Here is a 25,527-nt window from a genome sequence, read left to right on the forward strand (position 1 = left end):
CGCTTTGCGGCCCCTCTACCCATCACCCAATCTTCAGTTCTTTCTTCACCAGCTCCAGCAGTTTGCCCAGGTCCACCGGCTTGAGCAAAAAGTCGACCACCCCCAGGTGCATCACGTCTACCGCCTCTTTCACATCGGTGTCGCCCGACACCACGATGATCGACAACGCCGCCCGCTCCGACTTACGAATATACCGGATCAGATCCAGGCCATCCTTGGGCTCCATGCGCAGGTCAGTGATCACCAAGGCGATCCTCGGCTCGTAATGCAGCTTGAACATCGCCTCCTGGACCCCGTCGGCCGTCATGCAGTCGATGCCTCTGCTTTTCAGGTACAGGCTCAAGGCCTCGCTGTTCACTCGGTTGTCATCCACCACCAGAACCACAGGCTTGGGCGCAATAGGCGCCACCAGCCGGGCCAGTGCCTCGCGTTCGGCGTCACTCAGGATGTCGTCATGCTCAACCATGGTCGTCTCGTCAAAAAGTCTTGCTCACCGGTAAGACCGCGCTTTGCGATATTGATCACACGCCGCCCATAGACTTACGTCCAATGGGCACCACACCTCAGCCAGCCGACCATGGGGACCGAGAACAACAAGGCCGGCACCTATATATAGATATATATAGTTCGGCGTAGCGATACGGTCAGTGTCATGAGTAAAAAGGACGCCTACAGCCAGGCGGGCAGGACGGCTGTGCTGCAGAACATACAAGGTACGTTGCAGTTTCTGCAGCGCTTCCCACCCTTCAACCAGATGGAGCACAGCCATCTGGCGTATCTGGTCGAGCAGTGCCAGCTGCGTTTCTATGCCAGTGGCGAAAGCATCGTCAAACCCGCCGACGGCCCGGTCGAGCACTTCTACATCGTCAAACAAGGGCGCGTGGTCGGCGAACGCCAGCACCTGGTCAAACCCGGTGTGGAGACCACCTTCGAGATCACCAGCGGCGAGTGCTTCCCCCTGGCCGCCCTGCTTGGCGAGCGCGCCACCCGCACCGAGCACCTGGCCGGTGAGGACACCTTCTGCCTGCAACTGAACAAGGCCGCTTTCATCCGCGTGTTCTCCCTGTCGGAAGCCTTTCGCGACTTTGCCCTGCGCGGGGTCAGCAGCCTGCTCGACCAGGTCAACCAGCAGGTGCGCCAACGCGCCGTGGAAACCCTCGGCACCCAGTACTCGCTGAACACCCCCCTGGGCGAGCTGGCCATGCGTCACCCGGTGGTGTGCAACCCCGACACGCCGCTGCGCGACGCCGTGCGGCTGATGCACGAGCAGCAGGTCGGCAGCATTGTCGTGGTCGACCCCCAGCGCTACCCGATCGGCATCTTCACCCTGCGCGACCTGCGCCAGGTGGTGGCGGGCGCGGATGCCGACCTGGGCGCGCCCATCGACCGGCACATGACCGCCAGGCCGTTCTACCTCAGCCCGCAGGCCAGTGCTTTCGATGCCGCCATGGCCATGACCGAGCGGCATATCGCGCATGTCTGCCTGGTGGACAACCAGCGCCTGTGCGGGGTGGTTTCCGAGCGTGACCTGTTCTCCCTGCAACGTGTCGACCTGGTGCACCTGGCGCGTACCATCCGCCATGCCCCGCGTCTGGACACCCTGGTGTCGCTGCGCGGTGAGATCAGCCAGCTGGTCGAGCGCATGCTCGCCCATGGCGCCTCGTCGACGCAGATCACCCAGATCATCACCTTGCTCAACGACCACACGGTCTGCCGGGTGATCGAACTGGCCATAGCCGAACGCGGCGACCCAGCGGTGCCGTTCAGCTGGCTGTGCTTCGGCAGTGAGGGGCGGCGCGAGCAGACCCTGCACACCGACCAGGACAACGGCATTCTGTTCGAGGCCCGCGACAGCGCCGAAGCCGACGCGATCCGTGCCCGCCTGCTGCCCCTGGCGCAGTACATCAACCAGTGCCTGGCACAGTGCGGCTTTACCCTGTGCAAAGGCAATGTCATGGCCGGCAACCCCGCGCTGTGCCTGTCACGCGGGGAATGGGCGCGGCGCTTCGCAGGATTCATCCGCGAGGCAAGCCCCGAAAACCTGCTGGGTTCGAGCATCTATTTCGACCTGCGCGTGGTCTGGGGTGACGAGCAAGGCTGTGAACAACTGCGCCAGAGCCTGCTGGCCCAGGTCGCCGACAACCGCATTTTCCAGCGCATGATGGCCGACAACGCCCTGCGCCAACGCCCACCGGTGGGGCGCCTGCGCGAATTCGTGCTGACCCGCCAGGGCAACGACAAGGCCGCCACCCTCGACCTCAAGGTGCAGGGCCTGACGCCCTTCGTCGATGGTGCGCGCCTGCTGGCCCTGGCCAACGGCATCGGCGCCTGCAACACCCTCGAACGCCTGCGCCAGCTGGTGCAGAAGGGCATCATCGAACCACTCGACGGTGCGGCTTACGAAGAGGCCTACCACTTCATCCAGCAGACCCGCATGCAGCAGCACCAGCGCCAGACCCGCGATAACCTGCCCTACTCCAACCGCGTCGACCCCGACAGCCTCAACCACCTGGACCGACGCATCCTGCGTGAGTCGCTGCGCCAGGCCCAGCGCCTGCAAAGCAGCCTGGCCTTGCGGTACCAGCTATGAGCCTGTTCGCCTGGCTGCGCCCCAACCTGCCCACGCTGGACGACACCGCGCGCCAACGCCTGGCGCAGTTGCCCAAGCCGGCTGCGCTGGGGGTGTGCACGTTGCGCGAACAGCGCTGGGTGGTGCTGGACCTGGAAACCAGTGGCCTCAACCCCAACCGCGACCAGGTCCTGTCGATCGGTGCCGTGGCCATCGAGGACGGTGCCATCGACTTTGCCCAGCAGTTCGAACGCACTCTGTACCGCCCCTCCCAGAAGACCAACGCCAGTGTGCTGATTCACGGGCTAGGGCCCAGTGCCCTGGCCGCGGGTTGCGACCCGGCCGAGGCGTTGATCGACCTGCTCGACTTCATTGGCGACAGCCCGGTGTTGGCGTTCCATGCGCCTTTCGATCAGCGCATGCTGGCGCGGGCGCTGAAGGAAAGCCTGGGCTATCGCCTGCAGGTGCCGTTCCTGGATGTGGCTGAACTGGCGCCGATGCTCAACCCCGACACGGTACTGCGCGAAGCCGGGCTGGATGACTGGGTCGCCCGCTTTGGCCTGCAGGTTGAAGAGCGCCACCATGCCAGCGCCGATGCCCAGGTCACTGCCGAGCTGGCGTTGATCCTGTTCAGCCAGGCTCGCCGCCAGCAGCTCGACAGCCCGTTGCAACTTGAGCAGCGGTTGCGCGGGTGGCGGCGGCGTGCGGCACAGAGTCACGGTTTGTAGGGCTTGAGTGTTGTTGCGCCGGTGAGATCGAGCGCCGCCCGCGCGGCGCTTCGCGGGGCAAGCCCGCTCCCACATCTATTTCGGGCCAGTGAGGCCAGTACCTTAGGGGCGTGACCGCCTTGTTGGTCCGATTCGATATCGAGGCGGGCGCCAAGGGGCCGCGCGCCAATGCCTCAGGAATAACTGGCCCGAAACAGATGTGGGAGCGGGCTTGCCCCGCGCTGCGCCGCGCGGGCGGCGCTCGATCTGATAGGCGCTGAATCATCCAGACCATGCGCCTGGAAGCCCCGCATAGTGGCAATCCGATAAGCGTCCATTGCGCCGCGCCCCCCGCCTCTGCAACAATCGCGAATAATTATCGTTAGTTAATGCATTCGTTCCGGGGGGACGCTGCTTGTCTTCTGCACACAGCCCACACGCCGAGCTGGTCGGTGCGCTTTACCGCGATCACCGCAGTTGGCTGCTCGCCTGGCTGCAACGCAGCACGGCCTGCCGCCAACGTGCCGAAGACCTGAGCCAGGACACCTTCGTGCGCCTGCTCGGCCGCGAGCAACTGGACACGCCCCGCGAGCCGCGCGCCTTTCTGGCCGCCGTGGCCAAGGGGCTGCTGTTCGACCACTTCCGCCGCGCCGTACTGGAGCAGGCCTACCTGGCCGAACTCGCCCACCTGCCGGAAGCCGAACAGCCCTCTCCCGAAATCCAGCACCTGATTCTCGAAGACCTCAAGGCCATCGACCGCCTGCTTGGCAAGCTGTCGAGCAAGGCCCGTGCGGCCTTCCTGCACAACCGCCTGGACGGCATGGGCCACGCCGAAATCGCCGAGCGCCTTGGTGTTTCGGTCTCGCGGGTACGCCAGTACATCGCCCAGGGCATGCGCCAGTGCTATGTGGCCTTGTACGGGGAGCCGACGTGAACGGTTCACCGGTCTCGTCGCGGGTGCTGGATGCAGCCATTGCCTGGAAGCTGAGCCTGGACCAGGGCAGCGGCACGCCAGATGAGCGCAGTGAGTTCATGCGCTGGCACGCTGCCAGCGAAGAGCATGCCCGCGCCTGGCGCCAGCTGGGTTGCCTTGACCAGCGCGTCAACGCCGCTGCCGGGCCCGCGCGCCAGGCGCTGCTGCAATCGCGTGCCGGCTTGCGCCGGCGCATCGGCAAGGTGGGCGGTGGCCTGGCGGGCATGTTCCTGCTGGGTTCGTTGCTGGCTTGGGTCGGCGCCCCGTCGCTGTCAGCGCACTACTGGCTGGCCGACCAACGCACCGCCACCGGCGAGCTGCGCACCCTGCGCCTGGAAGACGGCACCTTGCTGAGCCTGAACACCCACACAGCAGTGGACATCGACTACGCAGGCGCGCAACGGGTGATCGTGCTGCACCAGGGTGAAATCTCGGTCGAGACCGGCCACCAAGACCCACGCCCGTTGCTGGTACGCACCGACGACGGCCGCCTGCGCCCGCTGGGCACGCGCTTCCTGGTGCGCCGTGAGGCCAACGGAACACGCCTGGAGGTGCTGCAGGCCTCGGTCGCGGCCATGCCGCTGAACAGTGGGGACGAACAGGTATTGCGCGAAGGCCAGCAGGTGCTCATGGATGCCAACGGCCTCGGCCAGGTCGGCACGGTCGACGTCGGTGCCGATGCCTGGACCCGCGGCATGCTGGTGGTGGACAACGTACGCCTGGCTGACTTGGTCGCTGCCCTCGGCAAGTACCGCAGCGGCCACCTCGGGGTGGCAGACGAGGTCGCCGACCTGCGTGTTACCGGCAGCTTCCCGCTGACCGACATCGACCTGGCCCTGGCATCGCTGGTGCCGGCACTGCCGGTGAAGATAGAGCGGCATACCCCGTGGTGGGTAACGGTTCAGCCCCAGTAGTAGCGGCCTGTGGCCGCGCCTGCAAAAAATCTCGCTTTTTTCATGACACCCCCCTGTCACTTTTGAAATCTCGCTCGGCAAGGAAGCAGTAAGCACTTATCCGTCGAGGAGCCGCTGCATGTCCCGTACTGTCGATCGTATCCTGCGCCCCAGCCTGATGGCCCTGGCCATTGGCCTGGCTGCGCCGTTGGCCAGCCCTGCCCTGTTCGCCGCCGAGCAATCCGCCCTGCGCGCCTACGACCTGCCCAGCGCCCCCCTGGCCAGCACCCTCAACCAGATCGCCAGCCAATCGGGCATCGCCCTGGCCATCGACCCAGCACTGGTCAGCGGCCGCACTTCGGCGCCCGTCACCGGCCAGTACGACGGCATCGGCGCCCTGCAGGCCGCCCTGCGCGGCAGCGGGTTGCAGTTGCAGCAGAGCAGCGTCGGCAGCTACAGCCTGGTGGCCGTCCCGGATGGCACCCTGGCGCTGCCAGAAATCACCGTGAATGCCGCCAGCATCAGCGAAAGCGCGTGGGGCCCGGTAGAGGGCTACCTCGCCAAGCGCAGCGCCGCCGGCACCAAAACCGATACCGCACTGGTCGAAATACCCCGCTCCATTTCCGTCGCCACGCGCCAGCAAATGGCTGACCGCGGCGTGCACAGCCTGGATGATGCGGTGCGCTACATGCCCGGCATCGTCTCTGCCAGTTTCGGCAGCGACACCCGCTATGACTGGATGCGCGTGCGCGGCTTCGAGCCGACCCAGTTCCTCGATGGCCTGCCACTGCCACGTGGCGTATACGCCAACCCGAAAGCCGAAACCTGGAACCTGGACCGCCTCGCGCTGCTGCGCGGCCCAGCCTCCTCGCTCTATGGCCAGACCCCACCGGGTGGCCTGCTGGACATGGTCAGCCGCCGCCCACAGGCCGAAAGCAGCCACGAAATCGAAGTGCAGTACGGCAGCGACAATCACCGCCAGATCAACTTCGCCAGCACCGGCAAAATCGATGACCAAGGCCAGTTCCTGTACAGCGTCAGTGGCGTGATTCGCGATGGCGGCACGCAGATCGACCACATCGACGACAAGCGCTACAACATCGCCCCAAGCCTGACCTGGAACATCGACGAAGACACCTCGCTGACCCTTCTGACCCAGTTCACCCGCGACGATACCGGCGCCACCAGCCAGTTCCGGCCCATCCAGGGCACCAAGATCGACATGCCATTCGGCAAGATCTCGCACCACAAGAACCTGGGTGACCCGGACTACGAGTTCTACGACCGTACCTACTACGCGCTGGGCTATGCCTTCGAGCACCGCATCAACGATGTCTGGCAGTTCCGCCAGAACCTGCGCTACACCAAGACCGACCTGGCGTTCCAGACCATCACCCCCGGCAGCTACTACCAGCCCGGTGGCCCCGTGCAGGACGATGGCACCGTCAGCCGCATGTCCACCAACACCGATGAAGACATCAGCCAGTTCGCAGTGGACAACAACTTCCAGGCTGACTTCAGCACCGGGGACATCAGCCACACCCTGCTGATCGGCCTGGACCATCAGCGCGTCAACACCAACTACCTGTCGATCTTCGGCTTCAACGTGCCAGACAGCAACGTCATCAACCCGGTCTACGGGCTGCCGATCACACGCCCGGATCGCTCCACGGCGTTCTACGACTACAACCAGAAAACCCGCCAGACCGGCGTGTACGTCCAGGACCAGATGGCGCTGGGCAACTGGCGCCTGACCTTGGGCGGGCGTGAAGACTGGGTGCACACTGGCACCAAGTTCTTCAACCAGGGCGATGCCACCAGTACCGAGCGTGACAAGAAGTTCAGCGGCAACGCGGCAATCAGCTACGTGTTCGACTCTGGCTTCGTGCCGTACCTTTCCTATGCCGAGTCGTTCCAGCCGTCCAGCAATGCCAGTGTCTCGGCAACGGAGTCGTTCAAGCCGACCGAAGGCGAGCAGTGGGAACTGGGCATCAAATATCAGCCGCCGGGCTCCAGCACCCTGCTGTCGGCCGCCGTGTATGACCTGACGCAGAAAAACGTCTCTGTCACCAACAACGTCGGTGGCATTACCTTCACCAGCCAGACCGGTGAAGTGAAGGTGCGCGGGCTGGAGCTCGAAGCGGTTGCCGACGTTACCGAAAACCTGAAGGTGGTTGCCGCCTACACCCTGGCCAAATCCGAAGTGCAGGACGGCCTGTACAAAGGCAACCGCCTGCAGTTGATACCCAACCAGCAAGCCTCGCTGTGGGCCGACTACACCTGGCACACCGGCGTACTCGACGGCTTCGGCATCGGCGGTGGCGCGCGCTACACCGGCAACACCTACGGCGACCAGGCCAATACCTACCTGGGCAAGGCCAACGCCTACACCGTGTTCGATGCCTCCGTGCACTACGATCTGGGGCGCCTGGACAACAGCCTGAAGGGTGCCTCGGTGGCGGTCAACGCCACCAACGTGTTCAACAAAGACTACATTTCCACGTGTGACAGCTACTACTGCTACTACGGCGATGAGCGCAGCGTGGTCGCCAGCGCCACTTACAAATGGTGATGACCTGACGACAAGCTCGCCGACCAAGCCGCCCCCCAGGGGCGGCTTTGGTCTTTCTGAACGTCGAGAAAGAAAATGAAATGAAAAGCTCAACCATCCGCCGCTGGTCCGCGATCCACACCTGGAGCAGCCTGGTCTGCACCTTGTTCCTGCTGTTGCTGGCGCTGACCGGCCTGCCGCTGATCTTCCACCACGAGCTGGAGCATCTGCTCGGCGATGCCCCCGAGTTGCGCGAGATGCCCGCAGGCACCCCGCACCTCGACCTGCAGCAACTGGTACTCAAGGCCGAGCAGCATCGCCCCGGCGAAGTGATGCAGTACTTCGGCTACGACGAGGACGAACGCAACGGCGTGGTGGCGATCACCGCCGCCACCGCAGGCACCGAGCCCAATTCGTCACACACCTTCATGCTCGACGCCCGCACCGGCGAAGCTGTCGCCATGCCCGCCGCCAACGGCGGCTTCATGATGGTCATGCTGCGCCTGCACGTCGACATGTTCGCCGGGCTGCCCGGCAAGCTGCTGCTGGCGTTCATGGGTGTGCTGTTCGTCGTGGCGATCATCTCTGGCACCGTGCTCTACGCGCCGTTCATGCGCCGCCTGGATTTCGCCACGGTGCGCCACGACAAATCCCGCCGCCTGCGCTGGCTCGACCTGCACAACCTGATTGGCGTGGTGACCCTGGCCTGGGCGCTGACCGTTGGCGTCACCGGGGTGATCAGTGCCTTGTCCGATCTGGTGATCGCCGCCTGGCGCAACGACAGCCTGGCCGCCATGGTCGCGCCCTACCGTGACGCCCCGCCGCTCACCGAGCGCGCCCCAGCCAGCCGCCTGCTGGACATCGCCGGGCAGGCCGCGCCCGGTATGCGCCCGGACTTCATCGCCTTCCCCGGCACGCGCTTCTCCAGCGAGCACCATTACGCCGTGTTCATGAAGGGCGCCACTCACCTGACCTCGCACCTGCTCACCCCCGTGCTGATCGATGCGCGCACCCTGCACGTGACGGCAGTGGGCGAACGCCCGTGGTACATGGACGCCATGGGCCTGTCCCAGCCACTGCACTTCGGTGACTACGGCGGGCGCCCTATGCAGATTCTCTGGGCGGTGCTGGATGTGCTGACCATCATCGTGCTCGGCAGCGGCCTGTACTTGTGGCTAAGCAAGCAGCGCAAAGCCCGGGAGGTGCGGGCATGAGCCACGCCTCTCGATCATCCTGGCGGATCTTCGCCTGGCCGGCCGCCATCAGCGTGCTCGGTGCCGCCGGCCTGTTTGCCGCCTTGCTGGGTGACGGTGCCTGGGACGCCCTGGCCTGGCTGGGCCTCGGCGTGCCCGCCATCCTCAGCCTGCGCGGGCTTTGCAGTCGATAACCGGCTACCGCTCCGGCCCTTGCCCTGGGCCCTAACGTTACGGCTCCCTTAAGAAAGGAGCGCAACATGCTACCGCTGGAACGCATCGAATTCCTCGACCAGCAGATCATCGTCCTGCTGGCGCAATTACCGGCCGCCGACCGGCAACCGCTCAGCCGACAGCAATTGCAGGGCGAACTGGCGGAATACTGGGCCGCCTGCGACACCCAAGGCCGCTCGCGCAGGGTGCGCCTCGGCGATCTGCGCCGCGCCCTGATGCACGCCGAGCTGACACTGCGCCAGGCCGACGGGACCTTGCCCGCCCCCGAGGCCGACGCCCTCAGCCTGTGCCTCGACCTGCCCAACGCCTGGCAACGGAGGCCCCAGCCGGTGGCCACGCGTGCCCAGGTGTACCGCCTGGTCCTCAGCCGTAGCCAGCCCCACAGCCGCGCGGTGCTGCCGGGTATGTTCGTGGTCGTCACCGGCAACGACGAGGCTGCCGAGCTCACCCCAGAGCAGGCCCTGGGCCCGGCCTTGCTGTGCGGCCTGGCCCAGGGCATCGAGGCCTACGCCTCGCTGGCCGACTTGCACCTTGAGCTGTGCGAGCGCCTCGACGACCCACTGCAAGGCCCGCCACTGCTAAGCCTGCTGGTTGATGACGCGCGTATCGGCAACGCCGCCAAGGCCGACCGGCTACGCTACGAATGGTATCCCGATGACCCGGTGCAAGCCCAGGTCGACAGCCTGATCGAAGCGCAGCGCCTGCGTGTCAACCAAGCCTGGGCAAGCGCCCAGGGTGCCCCGGCACCGGCCGTCGAGACGCTGCACAATGCCCTTTCAGTGGCGGCTGAAGCCGGCAAGCAAGCCTTGCTCGACACCCGCTACGGCCTGCTGCTGGAAAAAAACCTGCCCAATTGGTTGAGCAAGGCAGGGCCCCAGGGGCTTACGCATATCATGCAGACGATGCAACAACTGGTGGCCGCCGGCAATCGCGTCGCCGCCCCGGGCATCCTCACCCTGGGGCAGTTCCGCCAGCAGGACAGCCTGCAGGGCTGGGCGCGCGCGCGCGTCGAAGAACGCCTGCGCCACGATCATGGCCTGCGCTACGCAGCCGCAGACATCATGATCCATGTCGTGCACAGCCGGCAGGCAGGCCCGCAGTTGAATCCGTTTCACCCTTCAAGCTACGTTACCTGGCGAGGCTTCCAGCACGTCGGTGGCCAGATGATCGAACTGATCAGAGAGAGCTACCCGCTACACGAGCTGGCATTGCGCAACGTGGCCTGGTTCGACTACGACTACTGGCTCACCGCCCGGATAACCCACCGTCACGGCAAGCCATTACCCGAGGCACTGAACCCGGCCTACATCAAGGCGATGATCAGGCACCTGAATGTCGGTGGCAGCTATCATGCCTACCTGAAAACCCAATTGATCGATTCCCCGGTCGGGGGGTGGCGGCTGAACGCCCATGCCCTGGTCAACCGCGCCCGCATGTGCGCCGAGGCGGCCAAGGCGCGCTATGCCGGGCATCTCGCCCGCAACCCCGATGAGCGAGCCTACCGTTGGGTGCGTCAGGTGCTGGACTATCCGCATAACGCGCTTCGCCCCCCGGTGGACGGACAACGCGTCACCGTGCGCCAATTGACGATCCATGGCCATACCTTGCAAGGCGTGTTGCTGATCAATGCCGAGGGCGCCGGCGTGGGGGCGTTCATCCTCTACACGCCGGACGCACCCGACCGCCGCGCCTGGCGGGGGCTGAGCAATGCGCGCGAACTGATGCGCCTGCTGCGCAAACAACCCGCCCTGCGCGCCTACGTGGCGGGCCGCTTGCCGTTGCTGGCACCCGCAGGCATCGAGCGGCTGCTGAACAAAGGCCGGCTGAGCCCCGCACTGCGCACCCCGGCGATCGACGACGAGCTGTTTTTCGCCTGCTACAGGGCCGAAGTGCGCGCCTGGCTGGCCAAGGTCGATGCCGACAGCCGTACCACCGGGGAAGCCGACCTCCAGCAGGGCGCCGACCTGGCCTGGCGCCTGCTAGACCTGATCAGCCTGGTACTGCCTGCCCGGGTGCAACTTCCGCTTGCGCTGGGGCGCATGGCCATCGAGATCTGGGGTGGGGTGGATGCCTTTGGCCAAGATGACATCGACGGCGTGCTGACCCATACCTACAACGCCCTGAGCTATGCCAACGATGCCGGCACCAGCATGGTCAGCACCGGCCTGATGCGCCGGATGATGCGTGGCATGCCGACACAACCGCCATTACCATTGCCCTCGCGTTACAGCATCACGCCTGCACTCGATAACCTGCGCTACACCATTGACGGTGTGCACGGCGAAGGCGTTTTCGAGAAAGCATCGGCATTCGAAGGGCTGACCCTGTATTACATCCAGGACGCCCACGGCCGTTATTACAAGGTCGTGTTCGACGGCCGTCGCTGGCGGGTCATCGACCCGACGCAACCCGATGCCTACTTGCAGCAGCCGGTCAAACGCCTGGCCGATGGCAACTGGGTCATCGACTCACCGGTGCTGTGGTACGACGGCCTGCCGGATCTTGCGCAGTTGCTGGCCGACTGCCGCCTGCAATCGCCGCTGGCGGGTGAGGCGGTGGATGCGCTGGCAGGGCTGTACCGAGCAGACGACCAGCTCTACCTGCAAACCGCTGCCGGGCAACTGCCGCTGCGCGCGCACCTGCTCGCCGGGCGCTACCACCTGCTCATCCCCCACGCCCAGCAAGCCGGCGTGGTGCCGTGGGCGATCCTGCGCTGGCAAGACCAACAATGGCGCATCCGTGTGCGCCAGGCCGGGCGCAGCAGCGATTGGCTGGCGCTGCCCGAAGGCTACTCGGCGAGCCGTGGCAGCAACCGGTCGAGGCGCTGATGCAGGGCACAGCTACTCGGCCAGTTGCGCAGCAGCCGCGCCCGGTCACGGGCGTAGGCCGGGGCGAAGCTGAGCCCGGTGGCGTGCTGGCACATGGCGTCGAGGTCGATCAGCGACCATTGGCCGTTGTGCCAGAACAGGTTGTGGCCCTTGAAATCACCATGGCTGATGCGCTCGCGGATCAGTTGCTGCATCACCTTGACCAACGCATCGACCTGCTCTTCAGGCGCCTCGCCGTTTTCCACATAGGGCGCAAAGCACGCGGTCAGGTCCGGGCCATCGACGAATTCGGTGACCAGGTACGCACGGCTGCGCAGCCCCATCACCCGTTGCTCCAGCACCGCCAACGGGCGCGGTGTGGCGATGTCGAGGAACTCCAAGCGGTGGCCTTCGATCCACGAGTGCCAGGCCCGGCTCGGGCGCCAGAAGCGCTTGAACCAGTGCGCGGTGTTCTTGATGTTGTAGCGCTTGAGCACCAACGGGCGGCCATCGACGTCGATGCGAGCCACGCTGGCGGCGCCACCGGTCTTGTACAGGTGGCCGTTGTCGATCAGCGCATCAGCCTGCGCCAGCACCGGCAGCATCGCTTCGACTTCACCACGGCGGATCGCCCGCAGGCCCGAAAGGCTGCGCTCGACACTGAACAGTGTGCACTCGCGGCCGGCCTTTTCCAGGTAGTCCTTCTGGCGCCAGTTGCGCACCTTGTCGATCTGCTTTTGCAGCGCTTCCATCGGCAACGCGTGCTCGGCATTGGCCAGCAGGTAATGCACCAGCAGCTCTTCGATGAAGGGCTCCAGACGCTTGGGCAACTGGGCGAAGAACACCCCGAGGTTTTCCAGCACACGCGGGCGCGACAACTGCTGGCCCGGCGTCTCGGCCTTGATGCCCGCGCCATCGATCAGGTACAGCTTGGCGCCGTGGCGCAGCAGGTTGTCCAGGTGCAGGTCTTCCTGCCACAGGCCCTTGGCGTGCATCTGCGCCACCGCGGTCAGCGCTTCGCCCAGCACCAGGTGCTGTTCGTCGGCCAGTACCGGCAGGTGCTCAACGGCGGCCCAGGCATCGGCCAGGCTTTCTGCGCCATCGAGAAACTCGAACAACAGCCAGCCGCCCTCGCCTTCCTTCAAGCCATCGGCCAGCAGCTTCGGCGTGGTCAGGCCTTGCTCGGCCAACAGCTTCACGCCCTGCAACTCGCGCTGGAAATGCCGCGCAGCGTTGCCCCCCACCAGCAACTTGGCCAGCACCGGCGTGCCACGCCAGACACCGGCACCGACATAGCGCTGGCCGGGCAGTACGCGCAGCAGGCTGAACAATTGCAGGTCGGCGCTACCGGCGGCATCGGCCAGGGTGATACTCAAGGGCAATGCCGGGGTGCGCCCGGCAGCTTTCAGTTCAGACAAACGCATCAGCGGGCCTCTTTTTCACGACGGCGTTGCGTCAGCCGTTGCAGCCAGTTGTCGACCAGGGCGCTGTCCGACGGCTGCGCCAGGTAGGCCGCCAGCAACTGACGCACATCCGCCTCACTCCAGGCACTGGCACGGCGCAGCAACGGCTCCAGGTCCTTGAGCCGGTCACGCATGCCGAACAGCAGCGGCCGGGTCTTTTCCAGGTCGATCAGTTGCGCGTCCCAGCCCTCGCGGCGCTGGCGCAAGAAAATATGCTTGGGGTAGAAGCAGCCATGTACCTGCCCGGCGCTGTGCAGCGTGCGCGCCAACTGGCCGCAGGCTTCAAGGATGCCTTTGCGTTCGGCGTCGCCCAACTGCGGCCACTGGGCCAACAGGCTGTCCAGGTCGGCCCATTCGTCCAGCGCCCGGGTCATGAGGATTGCCCGGTGCTGGCCGGCCTGCTTGCGCTCGCCATAGAACACCGCCTGCAAAGCCGGGATGTGCAGCTTCTGGTAACGGCTGATATTGCGGAATTCGCGGGCGAAGGTCGGTTCGCCGAAGGGCCTGTGCAGGGTGCGGGTGAGGTAGTCGCTCTGGCGCTTGAGGTAGTAGCCTTTGCCTTCGAGCTCCAGGCGGAACACGCTGCTCCAGCCCCCGCGCCCGGTGTTGGGCTCGTCCACGGCATCGAGCTGCAGCGCCCACAGCGCCTCGAAGTCGTTCAAGCCGTGGCGTTTGAGCAGCGCGAGGTCTGCGCTGGCCAGGTAATCGGTCATTCCCTTCCCTCGAAAAAGCTCAGCACCTGGCGGATCCGCTTCTTGTCGCGGGCATTGAGCCGGTCGCGACCGCGGTATTGCAGGTAGAAACGCAGGCGCTGGGTCGCCGACAGGTGGTATTTGGCGACCTTGTCCAGGCACGCCAGGTCTTTGATCATCCGGTGCCGCCACATGAAACCGCGCCAGAAGTCGCCGGTCGGGCAGTCGATGAAGAATAGCGTGCCCTGGTCGTCGACCAGCAAGTTGCGCCACTTCAGGTCGTTGTGGGCGAAACGGTGCTCGTGCATGACCCGAGTGTGGCGCGCCAGCTGTTGGCTGACATGCTCGACCCAGGCCCGGTCAGCCAGGCGTGCATCATTGCGCTCGGCCAGCGCCGACAAGTCTTCGGTGCGCGGCAGTTCACGGGTGATCATCGCCCCCCGGCCAAACGCCAGGCCCTTGCGTTCCAGGCCCCAGGCGACCACTTCGGCGGTGGGGATGCCCCACTTGGCGAACTGCTTGAGGTTCTGCCATTCGGCCTTGATGCGCGGCCTGCCGAGGTAACGGCGCATGTGCTTGCCGGCGCCGGTGTAACGCTTGACGTAGTAATTGACGCCGTCACGCTCGATGCGCACCACCTCGCTGAGCGGGTCGCGGGTCAAGCGTTCGCCCTGGATGGCAAAGACGGCATCAAGGCTGCCGAAATCCGCCGCCAGGTGTTCGTAGCCGGGCGCCAGTGTCCAACCCGACATCAGAGTGCATCCCCATAACGTTGCTTGCGGTCATAGAGTTTCTGCGCCTTGCGTTCCAGCCAGGCAAGCAGCGCGGCCTCTTCGGCAAGCACCTGGCGCAGCGGGCGCTGGAAGTAGCCACGCAGAAAACGCAATTTGTCGCGACGGGTCAGGCCGATGTCCAGCGCCGAGAAATACAGCGCGGCCAGGTCCTTGTCGCGCCAGCGGCGGCTGATGCTCGCCCGCGTCTGGGCACGGTGCAGGTCGATGACCGACAGCTTGAAGTCGTCTGCCGTCACCGGGCGGTCGGTGTGCAGCAGGAAGTGGCAGATGTAGCAGTCGCGGTGGTTGACCCCGGCGCGGTGCATGCCACCGGTCATCTTCGCCACTTCGGCGATCAGCGCACGCTTGAGGCGTGGCTCGGGCGCCTGCCTGACCCAATCGATGCTGAAGTCTTCCAGGCTGATGGTCGGCGCCAGCTCTTCGGTGACGATGAACGAGTGCTGGGTGGCCGGGTTGCTGCCGCGCTCGCCATAGGCGACTGCGGTCATGGTCGGCACACCGACCTCGTGCAGACGCTGGATGGCTCGCCATTCCTGGCCGGCACCGAGCACCGGCAGCTTGGCGCTGAACAGGTTCTTGAAAATCTCGCCCCAACCGATGCCCCGGTGGATCTTGACGAAAAAGCCTTTGCCCTCGACCTCCGTGCGCAGAGTGCGGCGGCCTTCCAGCTCGCGGTATACCTCGCCTTGCAGCGCTTCCACGGCCTCGAAGGCATCACGCCCGGCCCACAGGCGCTTGAAGGGTTCGGCCAGTATCAGCTTCATGCGGTCTCCTGCCCCAGGATCACGTCGGCAGCATGCTGCGGCATGCTGTACAGGTCGGCCGTATCGGCAAAGGCCAGGCCATTGCGCGACCAGTCGGCGCGCGCCTGCGGGTCTTCGAGCATGCGTTGCAGGTAGCCATTGAGTTGTTCCTGCTCGAACGGCTCGTCCAGGACCAGGCCGCAGTCGGCCTCGGCAATGTAGTGGGCGTAGCCACACACCTTGGACACCAGCACCGGCAGGCCTGCCACCAGGGCTTCGAGCAGCACGGTGCCGGTGTTTTCGTTGTAGGCCGGGTGAATCAGCAGGTCGGCGCCCAGCAGGAAGCGCGGGATGTCGCTACGCCCCTTGAGGAACTGCACCTGGTCGCCCAAGCCGAGGGTGGCGCTTTGCAGCTGGAACACCTTGGGGTCGTCCTGGCCGATGACCATCAGGCGGGTGCGCTTGCGCAACGCCGACGGCAGTGCGGCCAAGGCCTTGAGGCTACGGTCGACGCCCTTGGTCTTGAACCCCGAACCAATCTGCACCAGCAGCAGGTCATCGTCCGCCAGGTTGAATTCCTTGCGGAACCCGGCGCGGATCTCGGCGGCATTGGCCGGCGCGCGGCGATCCGGGGAAATGCCCGGCGGCAGCAGGTGGAAGCGTTCTGCCGGGGTGCCGTAATGTTTGACGAACAGCGGCTGCTGCACCTCGGAGATCATCAGCACCTCGGTTTTCGCATCCTTGGCGAACACCGCCCGCTCGTACGCGGCAAAGTGCCGGTAGCGGCCCCAGCGCTTGTACAGGCCGCCGCGCAGGGTCTGGGCCTTGTCTTCGAAGCAGCCGTCGGCGGCGTAGTACACGTCCAGCCCCGGCATCTTGTTGAAGCCGATCAGGCGGTCGACCGGGCGCTTGGCAAGGTCGGCGGCCATCCAGGCGCTGAGCTTCTCGTTGCGCCGGTGGTTGAACAGCGCCTTGACCGGCGCCACCAGCACTTCGAAGCCCGGCGGAATATCACCTTCCCAGATCAGCGTGTACACGCGAATCTGATGGCCGCGCTTCTGGCATTCCAGGGCAATGCGCATGAAGTCGCGCTGCAGCCCGCCGAAGGGGAAATATTTGTAAAGCACGAAAGCCAGTTGCATTAACGAACATCCTCAGCCAGCAGCAACGCGCTCAAGCGGCTCGCCACATGCTCGGGATTCAGGCGAGTGAAGCACAGTGGCCACTCGCGTTTGAGATCGAACCGGCGCAGGTCATCGGCGCTCGGTTTGTAGGTGCACTTCTTCTGCAGGCAGGGCGCGCAGGGGAAATCGCTGGCCTGGTGAACCTGGGCGCGGCCATAGGCGCCGGTCAGGCCAGGGTTGGTCGGGCCAAACAGCGAAATGGTCGGCACGTCCAGCGCTGCGGCCAGATGGCCCAGGCCGGTGTCCACGGCCACGCAGGCCTTGGCCGCAGCCAGCACGCGGGCGACGCCGACAAGGTTCAATTTGGGCAGCACCTGGCAGTTGTTCAAGCCCTGGGCGATACGCTCGGCGCGCGCCTTCTCGGCCGGGTTGCCCCAGGGCAGGCGCACTTGCAGCTTGCGCCGGCCCATGCGCTCGGCCAGCTCGCGCCAGTAGGCCTCGGGCCAATGCTTGGTGGCCCAGGTGGTGCCGTGCAGGAATACCACGTAGGGGGCGGCTGGCGGCAATTGCAGGCGATCAAGGTCCAGGCCGTAGTTGCCGATGCCCTCCGGCAGGTCATAGGCCAGGGCCATGGCGAACAGTTGACGCACCCGCTCCACGGCGTGCTGGCCAACCGCGACCGACAGCGGCCGGTCATAGAAGCGGCTGGCCAGGCCTTCGCGGGCCGAGTAGCGGTCCAGCCCGGCCACCGGTGCCTTGACGTATCGGGTCAGCCAGGCCGATTTGACCAGGCCCTGGGCATCGATCACCAGGTCGTACTTGCGCGCGCGAACACGCTGCTTGAACGCCTTCCACTCGCCGCTCTTCAGGGTCTGCCAGAGATGCTTGCGCCAGCGCCGGATCGCCACCGGGATCACCTCGTCGACCGCAGGGTGCCAGCTGGGGATCTCGGCAAAGCCTTCTTCCACCACCCAGTCGAAACGAATGCCCGGTATGGCGTGGGCGGCATCGGTGATTGCCGGCAGGGTATGGATCACATCCCCCAGCGACGAAGTCTTGATGATCAGTACCCGCACTTAGTCGACCTCGGCCACGGTATCGATCAGGTTCGGACCACCCAGGCTGTGCAAGGCGGCGATGACGCGCTGCGGTTCGAGCAGGCGCAGGCAGTTGTAGTGCCCGAAGCGGCAGGTACGGTCGAAACAAGGGCTGCATTCGATGCCGGTGCGCACCACTTCGACGTGCTCGGCCAGCGGCGGCGTGAAGCCCGGCGAGGTCGAGCCATAGACGGCGACCAGCGGGCGGTTCAGCGCGGCAGCCACGTGCATCAGCCCAGAGTCGTTGGACACCACCGAATCGGCGCAGGACATCAAGTCGATGGCCTCGGCCAGCGAGGTTTCACCCGCCAGGTTGTACGATTCTTCACGCAGCCCCGGGATCAGCCGGTCGCGGATCTGCTCACCGACCGGGTGATCGCTTTTCGAGCCGAACAGCCACACCTGCCAGCCCTGGCGGATCATGGCGTCGGCCACGGCGGCGTAGTGCTCGGCCGGCCAGCGCTTGGCCTCGCCAAATTCAGCACCAGGGCACAACGCCAGCACCGGGCGGTCCAGCGCCAGGCCGAACTTGGCCAGGGCCAGGTCGCGGCTCTGCGCCTCGATCTGCAGGCTGGGGCGCGGGTAGGGTTGCGGCAGCTCGGCACCCGGCGCATAGGCCAGGGCCATGAAGCGCTCGATCATCAGCGGGTAGCGCGCCTTGTCCAGCTTGCGCACGTCGTTGAGCAGGCCGAAACGCATCTCGCCGCGCCAGCCGGTGCGTTTGGGGATACCGGCAAAAAACGGTACCAACGCCGATTTCAGCGAGTTGGGCAGCAGGATCGCCTGGTCGTACTGGCCGGCCAGGGACTTGCCGATGCGCCGCCGCGTGGCCAGCTCCAGCGCGCCATGGCCGAGCGGGAAGCTCAAGGCCTGACGCACTTCGGGCATGCGTTCGAGGATCGGCCGGCTCCACTCGGGCGCCAGCACGTCGATCACGCAGTCGGGGTGCTGCTGTTTCAGGCACTGGAACAGGGTCTGCGCCATTACCATGTCGCCGACCCAGCTGGGGCCAATGATCAGTATTCTCATGCTTAGTCCAGAAACGCTCGGGGAGGCTGCAGGCTGCGGTACAGCCTGGCCTCCCCTCTTTATATTCAGGCTATGTGGCGGACAGTGTACCACCGGTGGTGGAACATGGGCCTCCAGGCCCCCGGAGCGGCCCTGCCGGGGCGCCGGACCGGTCGGAAAGGGCCGCCAAGCGGCCCCGGCAATCTCAACTCAGCCCAAGCTCGCCCCAGATGCGCCGTACCTCACGACGCTCATCGGCAAACTGCGCCGCATCGATCACCCCGGCCTGCTTCTGCAAGGCCTGGCGGTGGGAGGCAGAACGGAACGCCTTGTACACCTCGCGCAACAGTACCGCGTCACTGGCCGGCATCAAGCCCGCCTGCTCCAGCTCTTCCAGAATGCGGATGTTATCGGTCCATCGAAGTATGGCCGGATGGTCAAAAGACCAGGCCAAAGCGGCGTATTGCACCATAAATTCGATATCGACGATACCGCCGGCATCCTGCTTGATATCGAACGCAACCCCGGCATCGAACGCATTCGCCGCCGTGCCGGCGGCGGTAGCCTTGGTACCGAGATTGCCGCGCATCTTGGCGCGCATTTCACTGACTTCGGTGCGCAATTTCTCAAGGTCACGGGCCTGCCCCAACACCTTGGCGCGTACGCCTTCGAACGCTGCGCCCACCTGCTTGCAGCCGACCAGCACGCGGGCCCGCACCAGGGCCTGGTGCTCCCAGGTCCAGGCTTCGTTCTGCTGATAGCGCTCGAATGCACCGAGCGAACTCACCAGCAGCCCCGAAGCGCCGGACGGGCGCAGGCGCATGTCCACGTCGTAGAGCTGCCCGGAGTTGGTCTGGGTGGTCAGCAGGTGGATGATGCGCTGGCCCAGGCGGGTGAAAAACTGCGCACTGTCGATGGGCTTGTCGCCATCGGTTTCGGCCTGCGGGTCACCGTCGTGGATGAACACCAGGTCCAGGTCCGAGCCATGGCCCAGCTCCAGGCCACCGACCTTGCCGTAGCCAATGATGATGAAACCCGGGTCGCACAGGCTGCCATCACTGCGCTTGGGCTGGCCGTGGCGGGCCACGGTCTGGCGCCAGGCCAGCGCCAGCACCTGGTCAAGGATGGCTTCGGCCAGCCAGGTCAGGTAGTCGCTGACTTTCATCAACGGCAGGTTGCCGCTGATTTCCGAGGCGGCCACACGCAAGCTATGGGCCAGCTTGAAGTGGCGCAGCGCCTCCATCTGCTGCTCCAGGTCGTCCTCGGGGATGCGCGTCAAACGCTCGCGCAGTTCGCTGGCCAGCTCCGGCGCCAGTGGCGGGCTGAACAGCCGGCCTTCGTTGAGCAGTTCGTCGAGCAGCAACGGGTAGCGGGCAATCTGTTCGGCGATCCACGGGCTGGCCGCGCACAGGGTCAACAGCCGGCGCAGGGCCCCCGGGTTTTCGGTGAGCAGCACCAAGTAGGCCGAACGCCGCGCGACCGCCTCGACCAGCGGCAGCACCCGCTCAAGCACCAGATCAGGGTCTTGATGCTCGACGGCCTGGGCCAGCAGCCGTGGGATGAAGGCATCCAGGCGCTCGCGGCCAATGCGCTGCATCGACCGCAGCTGCGGGCTGGAGCGCAACCCGGCCAGGCGGCGCAAGGCATCGGCAGGCTGCTTGAAGCCGGCTTCTTCGAGCTGCCGGCAGGCGGCGTCTTCATCCTGCGCCTGCTCCCACAGCGGCGACCACTCGCCACCCACCACCAGCTCACCCTCGCCGTCTTCGTCATCCGGGTCGGCGATCACCTGGCGGAAGTGCCAGTCGACACGGCCACGCCATTGCATCAACTGGTCATGGAAGCCCTGCCAGTCGGCGAAGCCCAGGATATAGGCCACACGCGCCTGGTCTGTCTCGCTGTCTGGCAGCATCTGGGTCTGGCGGTCGGCGATGGCCTGGATGGCGTGCTCGGTATAGCGTAGGAACTCGTAGCCTTCGCGCAGCTCGGCCACCACCGCCGGCGGCAGGTAACCTTGGCCTTCGAGGGTCGCCAGCACCTTGAGCAAGGGCCGTTGCTGCAGGCTCAGGTCACGCCCGCCGTGGATCAGCTGGAAGGCCTGGGCGATGAATTCCACCTCGCGGATGCCGCCGGCACCCAGCTTGATGTTCTCGGACATGCCCTTGCGCCGCACCTCCTGCTGGATCAACTGCTTCATGGTGCGCAGGGCCTCGATGGCCGAGAAGTCCAGGTAACGGCGATAGACGAACGGGCGCAGCATCTCTTGCAACTGGGCGCCTGCCACCTGGTCACCGGCCACTACCCGGGCCTTGATCATGGCGTAGCGCTCCCAGTCACGGCCCTGGTCCTGGTAGTACTGTTCCAGGGCATTGAAGCTCAGTACCAGCGAACCGGCCGAACCATAGGGGCGCAGGCGCATGTCGACGCGGAACACGAAACCGTCGACGGTGACCGGGTCCAGGGCCTTGATCAGGCGCTGGCCCAGGCGGGTGAAGAACTCCTGGTTGTCCAACGAGCGCTTGACCCCTTCGGTCTCGCCGCCCTCGGGGAAGGCGAAGATCAGGTCGATGTCCGACGACAGGTTCAGCTCTACCGCCCCCAGCTTGCCCATGCCCAGCACCACCATGTGCTGCGGCTGGCCGCTGCGGTGGCCGATGGGCGTGCCGAACTGCTGGCAATGGCGTGGGTACAGCCATTGATAGGCTTCGTCGATGGCGGCGTCGGCAAGGTCGGAGAGGTCGCGGCAGGTTTCACCCAGTTCGGCCTGGCGGGTGATGTCGCGCCAGATGATGCGCACCTGCTGACGGTTGCGCTCGCGGCGCAGGTTACGCGCAAGCGCGTCTTCGCTTTGCGCGGCCTGGGCCACGGCAGCGACTTGCGCGCGCAATTCACCGGGCGCATAGCGCCGCTCGAGTTCCCCACTGGCCATCAGCGCAAACAGCATGGCCGGCTCGCGCTGGGCCTGGCCGAGGACGAAGTCGCTGGCGGCGGCAACCTGGTCGAACTGTTGCCGATGGGCCGGGCTCCAAGCGTTCAGGTCGAGTTCGGGGTGGCCAGCCACGGCATCGCTGAGGAACTGCTGATTACGAGCGACCAGCGGTTGCAGGGTGGCGGGCAGATCGAGCGGCAAAGGCAGGCGCATGGACTATCCTTGATCGGCGTGAAAGAGAGGGGTAAAGGCGGCCAAATGGAAGGCGGACCACGGTTGGACTGTCATACAAAAGTTGGAAATAGCTAAAAAAAACGAATCACTGGCAAAAAACATCAAGAATCACCCGTTCGCGACACACCGCCAACCAACATGAACGTTTTTCCCCACAAGCAGGGGTGCGACCAAAAGCCGCATTTCTGTAGTTTTACTACTACCCCGACTGTCTAAAAGCATGAAATGCGAATGCATTTGTAGTAAAACTACACGGCGCCGGATCACACTCCGGTAATCCAAGAATTCACGACGTCTGCCCATAAGGCCAGTCGCAAACTCAGGCAATCGATTCTGGTTGCCTTTCCGCCCTGGAGCAAGCCATGCAAGACCTCGATCCAATCGAAACCCAGGAATGGCTGGATGCCCTGGAGTCGGTCCTCGACAAAGAAGGCGAAGACCGCGCTCATTACCTGATGACCCGTATGGGCGAGCTGGCCACCCGTAGTGGCTCCCAGCTGCCGTATGCGATCACCACGCCATACCGCAACACCATCCCTGTCACCCACGAAGCACGCATGCCTGGCGACCTGTTCATGGAACGCCGCATTCGCTCGTTGGTGCGTTGGAACGCTCTGGCCATGGTCATGCGCACCAACCTGAAAGACTCGGACCTGGGCGGGCACATCTCCAGCTTCGCCTCCAGTGCCACCCTGTACGACATCGGCTTCAACTACTTCTTCCAGGCCCCGACCGAAGAACACGGCGGCGACCTGGTGTTCTTCCAGGGCCACGCTTCGCCAGGCGTCTACGCCCGTGCCTTCATGGAAGGGCGCATCAGCGAAGACCAGATGAACAACTTCCGTCAGGAAGTGGACGGCAAAGGCCTGTCTTCGTACCCGCACCCTTGGCTGATGCCTGACTTCTGGCAGTTCCCGACCGTTTCGATGGGCCTGGGCCCGATCCAGGCGATCTACCAGGCACGCTTCATGAAGTACCTGGAAGCCCGTGGCTTCATCCCGGCCGGCAAGCAGAAGGTCTGGTGCTTCATGGGCGACGGCGAGTGCGACGAGCCGGAATCCCTGGGCGCGATTGCCCTGGCTGGCCGCGAGAAGCTGGACAACCTGATCTTTGTCATCAACTGCAACCTGCAGCGCCTCGACGGCCCGGTTCGCGGCAACGGCAAGATCATCCAGGAACTCGAAGGCGTGTTCCGTGGCGGTGGCTGGAACGTCAACAAAGTCGTCTGGGGCCGTTTCTGGGACCCACTGCTGGCCAAGGACACCAACGGTGCCCTGCAGCGCCGCATGGACGAAGTCATCGATGGCGAGTACCAGAACTACAAAGCCAAAGACGGCGCCTACGTGCGTGAGAACTTCTTCAACACCCCAGAGCTCAAGGCCATGGTCGAAGACCTGTCCGACGAAGAGATCTGGAAGCTCAACCGTGGCGGCCACGACCCGTACAAGGTCTACGCGGCTTACCACCAGGCGGTGAACCACAAAGAGCAGCCGACTGTCATCCTGGCCAAGACCATCAAGGGTTACGGCACCGGTGCAGGCGAAGCCAAGAACACCGCGCACAACACCAAGAAGGTCGACGTCGACAGCCTGCGTCACTTCCGTGACCGCTTCGACATCCCGGTCAAGGATGCCGACCTCGAGAACCTGCCGTTCTTTAAGCCGGAAGAAGGTTCTGCCGAAGCCAAGTACCTGGCCGAGCGCCGCGCTGCCCTGGGTGGCTTCGTACCTCAGCGCCGCGCCAAGAGCTTCAGCGTACCGACCCCATCCCTGGAAACGCTGAAAGCGATCCTGGACGGCTCGGGCGACCGTGAAATTTCCACCACCATGGCCTTCGTGCGCATCCTGGCGCAGCTGGTCAAGGACAAGGAAATCGGCCAGCGCATCGTCCCGATCATCCCGGACGAAGCCCGTACCTTCGGTATGGAAGGCATGTTCCGCCAGTTGGGCATCTACTCGTCGGTCGGCCAGCTCTACGAGCCAGTCGATAAAGACCAGGTGATGTTCTACCGCGAAGACAAGAAGGGCCAGATCCTCGAGGAAGGCATCAACGAAGCCGGCGCCATGTCGTCGTTCATCGCTGCCGGTACCTCGTACAGCTGCCACAACCAGCCGATGCTGCCGTTCTACATCTTCTACTCGATGTTCGGCTTCCAGCGTATCGGCGACCTGGCCTGGGCCGCTGGCGACAGCCGCACCCGTGGCTTCCTGATCGGCGGTACCGCCGGCCGTACCACCCTCAACGGTGAAGGCCTGCAGCACGAAGACGGTCACAGCCACATGATGGCGGGCACCATCCCGAACTGCCGCACCTATGATCCGACCTACGGCTACGAGCTGGCGGTGATCATCCAGGACGGCATGAAGAAGATGACCGAAGAGCAACAGGACATCTTCTACTACATCACCGTGATGAACGAATCCTACCAGCAGCCAGCCATGCCGGCCGGTGTCGAGGAAGGCATCATCAAGGGCATGTACCTGCTCGAAGAAGACACCCGCGAAGCCGCGCACCACGTTCAGCTGATGGGCTCCGGCACCATCCTGCGCGAAGTCCGCGAAGCGGCGAAGATCCTGCGTGAAGAGTTCAACGTCGGTGCCGACGTGTGGAGCGTCACCAGCTTCAACGAACTGCGTCGTGACGGCCTGGCCGTGGAACGCGCCAACCGCCTCAAGCCTGGCCAGAAGCCTCAGCTGACTTACGTCGAAGAGTGCCTGAACGGTCGCAAAGGCCCGGTCATCGCCTCCACCGACTACATGAAGCTGTTCGCCGAACAGATTCGCCAGTGGGTGCCGAGCAAAGAGTTCAAAGTCCTGGGTACCGATGGTTACGGTCGCAGCGACAGCCGCAAGAAGCTGCGTCACTTCTTCGAAGTCGACCGTCACTTCGTGGTGCTGGCTGCCCTGGAAGCCTTGGCTGACCGTGGCGAGATCGAACCGAAAGTGGTGGCTGACGCTATCGTCAAGTTCGGCATCGATCCGGACAAGCGCAACCCACTGGACTGCTGAGGAGTATTTTTAAGTGAGCGAACTCATTCGCGTACCTGACATCGGCAGCGGTGAAGGTGAAATCATCGAGCTGTTCGTCAAGGTCGGTGACCGTATCGAGGCTGACCAGAGCCTGCTGACCCTGGAGTCCGACAAGGCCTCCATGGAGATCCCGGCCCCCAAGGCCGGCATCGTCAAAGAGCTGAAGGTCAAGCTGGGCGATCGCCTGAAAGAGGGCGACGAGTTGCTGGTTCTGGAAGCCGAGGGCGCTGCTGCGTCCGAGGCCCCAGCCGCCGCACCTGCCCCTGCCGCTGCGCCGGCTGCCGCTGAAAAGCCGGCTGCCGAAGCGGCCCCTGCGCCGGCTGCAGCCCCTGCTGCTGCCAGCGTGCAGGACATCCACGTGCCGGACATCGGCTCGTCGGGCAAGGCCAAGATCATCGAAGTGCTGGTCAAGGTCGGCGACCCCGTCGAAGCCGACCAGTCGCTGATTACCCTGGAGTCCGACAAGGCCTCCATGGAAATCCCTTCGCCC

Annotated in this window: 19 protein-coding genes; 10 read left to right on the plus strand and 9 right to left on the minus strand. The window is 64.8% G+C overall.

What is annotated here, in order from left to right; genetic code table 11:
• Positions 1-22: 22 nt before the first annotated feature.
• On the minus strand, positions 23-466 hold the full coding sequence (locus PC358_RS24580; protein ID WP_033703102.1) for a response regulator: 444 nt from the start codon (positions 464-466) through the stop codon (positions 23-25).
• A 186-nt stretch (positions 467-652) separates the two neighbouring features.
• Here PC358_RS24580 and PC358_RS24585 point away from each other — a divergent pair, with 186 nt between their 5' ends.
• From PC358_RS24585 to PC358_RS24615, 8 genes are all read left to right on the plus strand, one after another.
• The gene (locus PC358_RS24585; RefSeq protein WP_033703103.1) at positions 653-2,590 is read left to right on the plus strand and encodes a putative nucleotidyltransferase substrate binding domain-containing protein; all 1,938 of its coding nucleotides are present in this window, start codon (positions 653-655) and stop codon (positions 2,588-2,590) included.
• Positions 2,587-3,297 carry a 3'-5' exonuclease gene (locus PC358_RS24590; protein ID WP_033703104.1) on the plus strand — a complete coding sequence of 237 codons (711 nt, stop codon included), beginning with the start codon at positions 2,587-2,589 and terminating at the stop codon, positions 3,295-3,297. The genes PC358_RS24585 and PC358_RS24590 overlap by 4 nt, the downstream gene beginning before the upstream one ends.
• A gap of 394 nt (positions 3,298-3,691) precedes the next feature.
• Positions 3,692-4,210 (plus strand): RNA polymerase sigma factor, encoded by a 519-nt coding sequence (locus tag PC358_RS24595; protein ID WP_033703105.1) that lies wholly within the window; start codon positions 3,692-3,694, stop codon positions 4,208-4,210.
• Complete coding sequence (locus tag PC358_RS24600) at positions 4,207-5,163, plus strand: FecR domain-containing protein (protein ID WP_033703106.1); 957 nt, start codon at positions 4,207-4,209, stop codon at positions 5,161-5,163. Before PC358_RS24595 ends, PC358_RS24600 begins: the two co-directional genes overlap by 4 nt.
• Positions 5,164-5,281: 118 nt before the next feature.
• Positions 5,282-7,714 carry a TonB-dependent siderophore receptor gene (locus PC358_RS24605; protein ID WP_033703107.1) on the plus strand — a complete coding sequence of 811 codons (2,433 nt, stop codon included), beginning with the start codon at positions 5,282-5,284 and terminating at the stop codon, positions 7,712-7,714.
• 80 nt (positions 7,715-7,794) lie between these two features.
• Positions 7,795-8,907 carry a PepSY-associated TM helix domain-containing protein gene (locus tag PC358_RS24610; protein WP_033703108.1) on the plus strand — a complete coding sequence of 371 codons (1,113 nt, stop codon included), beginning with the start codon at positions 7,795-7,797 and terminating at the stop codon, positions 8,905-8,907.
• The gene (locus PC358_RS27965; RefSeq protein WP_077068766.1) at positions 8,904-9,080 is read left to right on the plus strand and encodes a hypothetical protein; all 177 of its coding nucleotides are present in this window, start codon (positions 8,904-8,906) and stop codon (positions 9,078-9,080) included. The genes PC358_RS24610 and PC358_RS27965 overlap by 4 nt, the downstream gene beginning before the upstream one ends.
• Positions 9,081-9,146: 66 nt before the next feature.
• Positions 9,147-11,948, plus strand: a complete 2,802-nt coding sequence (locus PC358_RS24615) for a dermonecrotic toxin domain-containing protein (protein WP_033703109.1) — start codon at positions 9,147-9,149, stop codon at positions 11,946-11,948.
• Here the strand turns inward: PC358_RS24615 and PC358_RS24620 are convergent.
• From PC358_RS24620 to glnE, 8 genes are all read right to left on the minus strand, one after another.
• Positions 11,909-13,351, minus strand: coding sequence for a lipopolysaccharide kinase InaA family protein (locus PC358_RS24620; protein WP_033703111.1), 1,443 nt, complete (start codon positions 13,349-13,351; stop codon positions 11,909-11,911). The two genes, PC358_RS24615 and PC358_RS24620, sit on opposite strands and share 40 nt — an antisense overlap.
• Positions 13,351-14,103 carry a lipopolysaccharide kinase InaA family protein gene (locus tag PC358_RS24625; RefSeq protein WP_033703112.1) on the minus strand — a complete coding sequence of 251 codons (753 nt, stop codon included), beginning with the start codon at positions 14,101-14,103 and terminating at the stop codon, positions 13,351-13,353. The genes PC358_RS24620 and PC358_RS24625 overlap by 1 nt, the downstream gene beginning before the upstream one ends.
• Positions 14,100-14,834, minus strand: a complete 735-nt coding sequence (locus PC358_RS24630; protein ID WP_033703113.1) for a lipopolysaccharide kinase InaA family protein — start codon at positions 14,832-14,834, stop codon at positions 14,100-14,102. Before PC358_RS24630 ends, PC358_RS24625 begins: the two co-directional genes overlap by 4 nt.
• Positions 14,834-15,640, minus strand: coding sequence for a lipopolysaccharide core heptose(I) kinase RfaP (gene rfaP / locus PC358_RS24635; protein WP_033703114.1), 807 nt, complete (start codon positions 15,638-15,640; stop codon positions 14,834-14,836). Before rfaP ends, PC358_RS24630 begins: the two co-directional genes overlap by 1 nt.
• On the minus strand, positions 15,637-16,761 hold the full coding sequence (locus PC358_RS24640; protein ID WP_033703115.1) for a glycosyltransferase family 4 protein: 1,125 nt from the start codon (positions 16,759-16,761) through the stop codon (positions 15,637-15,639). Before PC358_RS24640 ends, rfaP begins: the two co-directional genes overlap by 4 nt.
• Positions 16,761-17,819 carry a lipopolysaccharide heptosyltransferase I gene (gene waaC / locus PC358_RS24645; protein WP_033703116.1) on the minus strand — a complete coding sequence of 353 codons (1,059 nt, stop codon included), beginning with the start codon at positions 17,817-17,819 and terminating at the stop codon, positions 16,761-16,763. The genes PC358_RS24640 and waaC overlap by 1 nt, the downstream gene beginning before the upstream one ends.
• The gene (gene waaF / locus PC358_RS24650) at positions 17,820-18,869 is read right to left on the minus strand and encodes a lipopolysaccharide heptosyltransferase II (RefSeq protein WP_033703117.1); all 1,050 of its coding nucleotides are present in this window, start codon (positions 18,867-18,869) and stop codon (positions 17,820-17,822) included.
• A 184-nt stretch (positions 18,870-19,053) separates the two neighbouring features.
• Positions 19,054-21,987, minus strand: a complete 2,934-nt coding sequence (gene glnE / locus PC358_RS24655) for a bifunctional [glutamate--ammonia ligase]-adenylyl-L-tyrosine phosphorylase/[glutamate--ammonia-ligase] adenylyltransferase (RefSeq protein WP_033703118.1) — start codon at positions 21,985-21,987, stop codon at positions 19,054-19,056.
• Between the two features lie 383 nt (positions 21,988-22,370).
• On the opposite strand from glnE, the gene aceE reads away from it, so the two are divergent.
• Entirely contained in the window at positions 22,371-25,016 is a 2,646-nt protein-coding gene (gene aceE, locus PC358_RS24660; protein ID WP_033703119.1) for a pyruvate dehydrogenase (acetyl-transferring), homodimeric type, read from the plus strand.
• Between the two features lie 13 nt (positions 25,017-25,029).
• On the plus strand, positions 25,030-25,527 hold a 498-nt coding region (locus tag PC358_RS24665; protein WP_033703120.1), incomplete at its 3' end, for a biotin/lipoyl-containing protein.

It is taken from the genome of Pseudomonas capeferrum (assembly GCF_000731675.1).
Taxonomy (GTDB): domain Bacteria; phylum Pseudomonadota; class Gammaproteobacteria; order Pseudomonadales; family Pseudomonadaceae; genus Aquipseudomonas; species Aquipseudomonas capeferrum.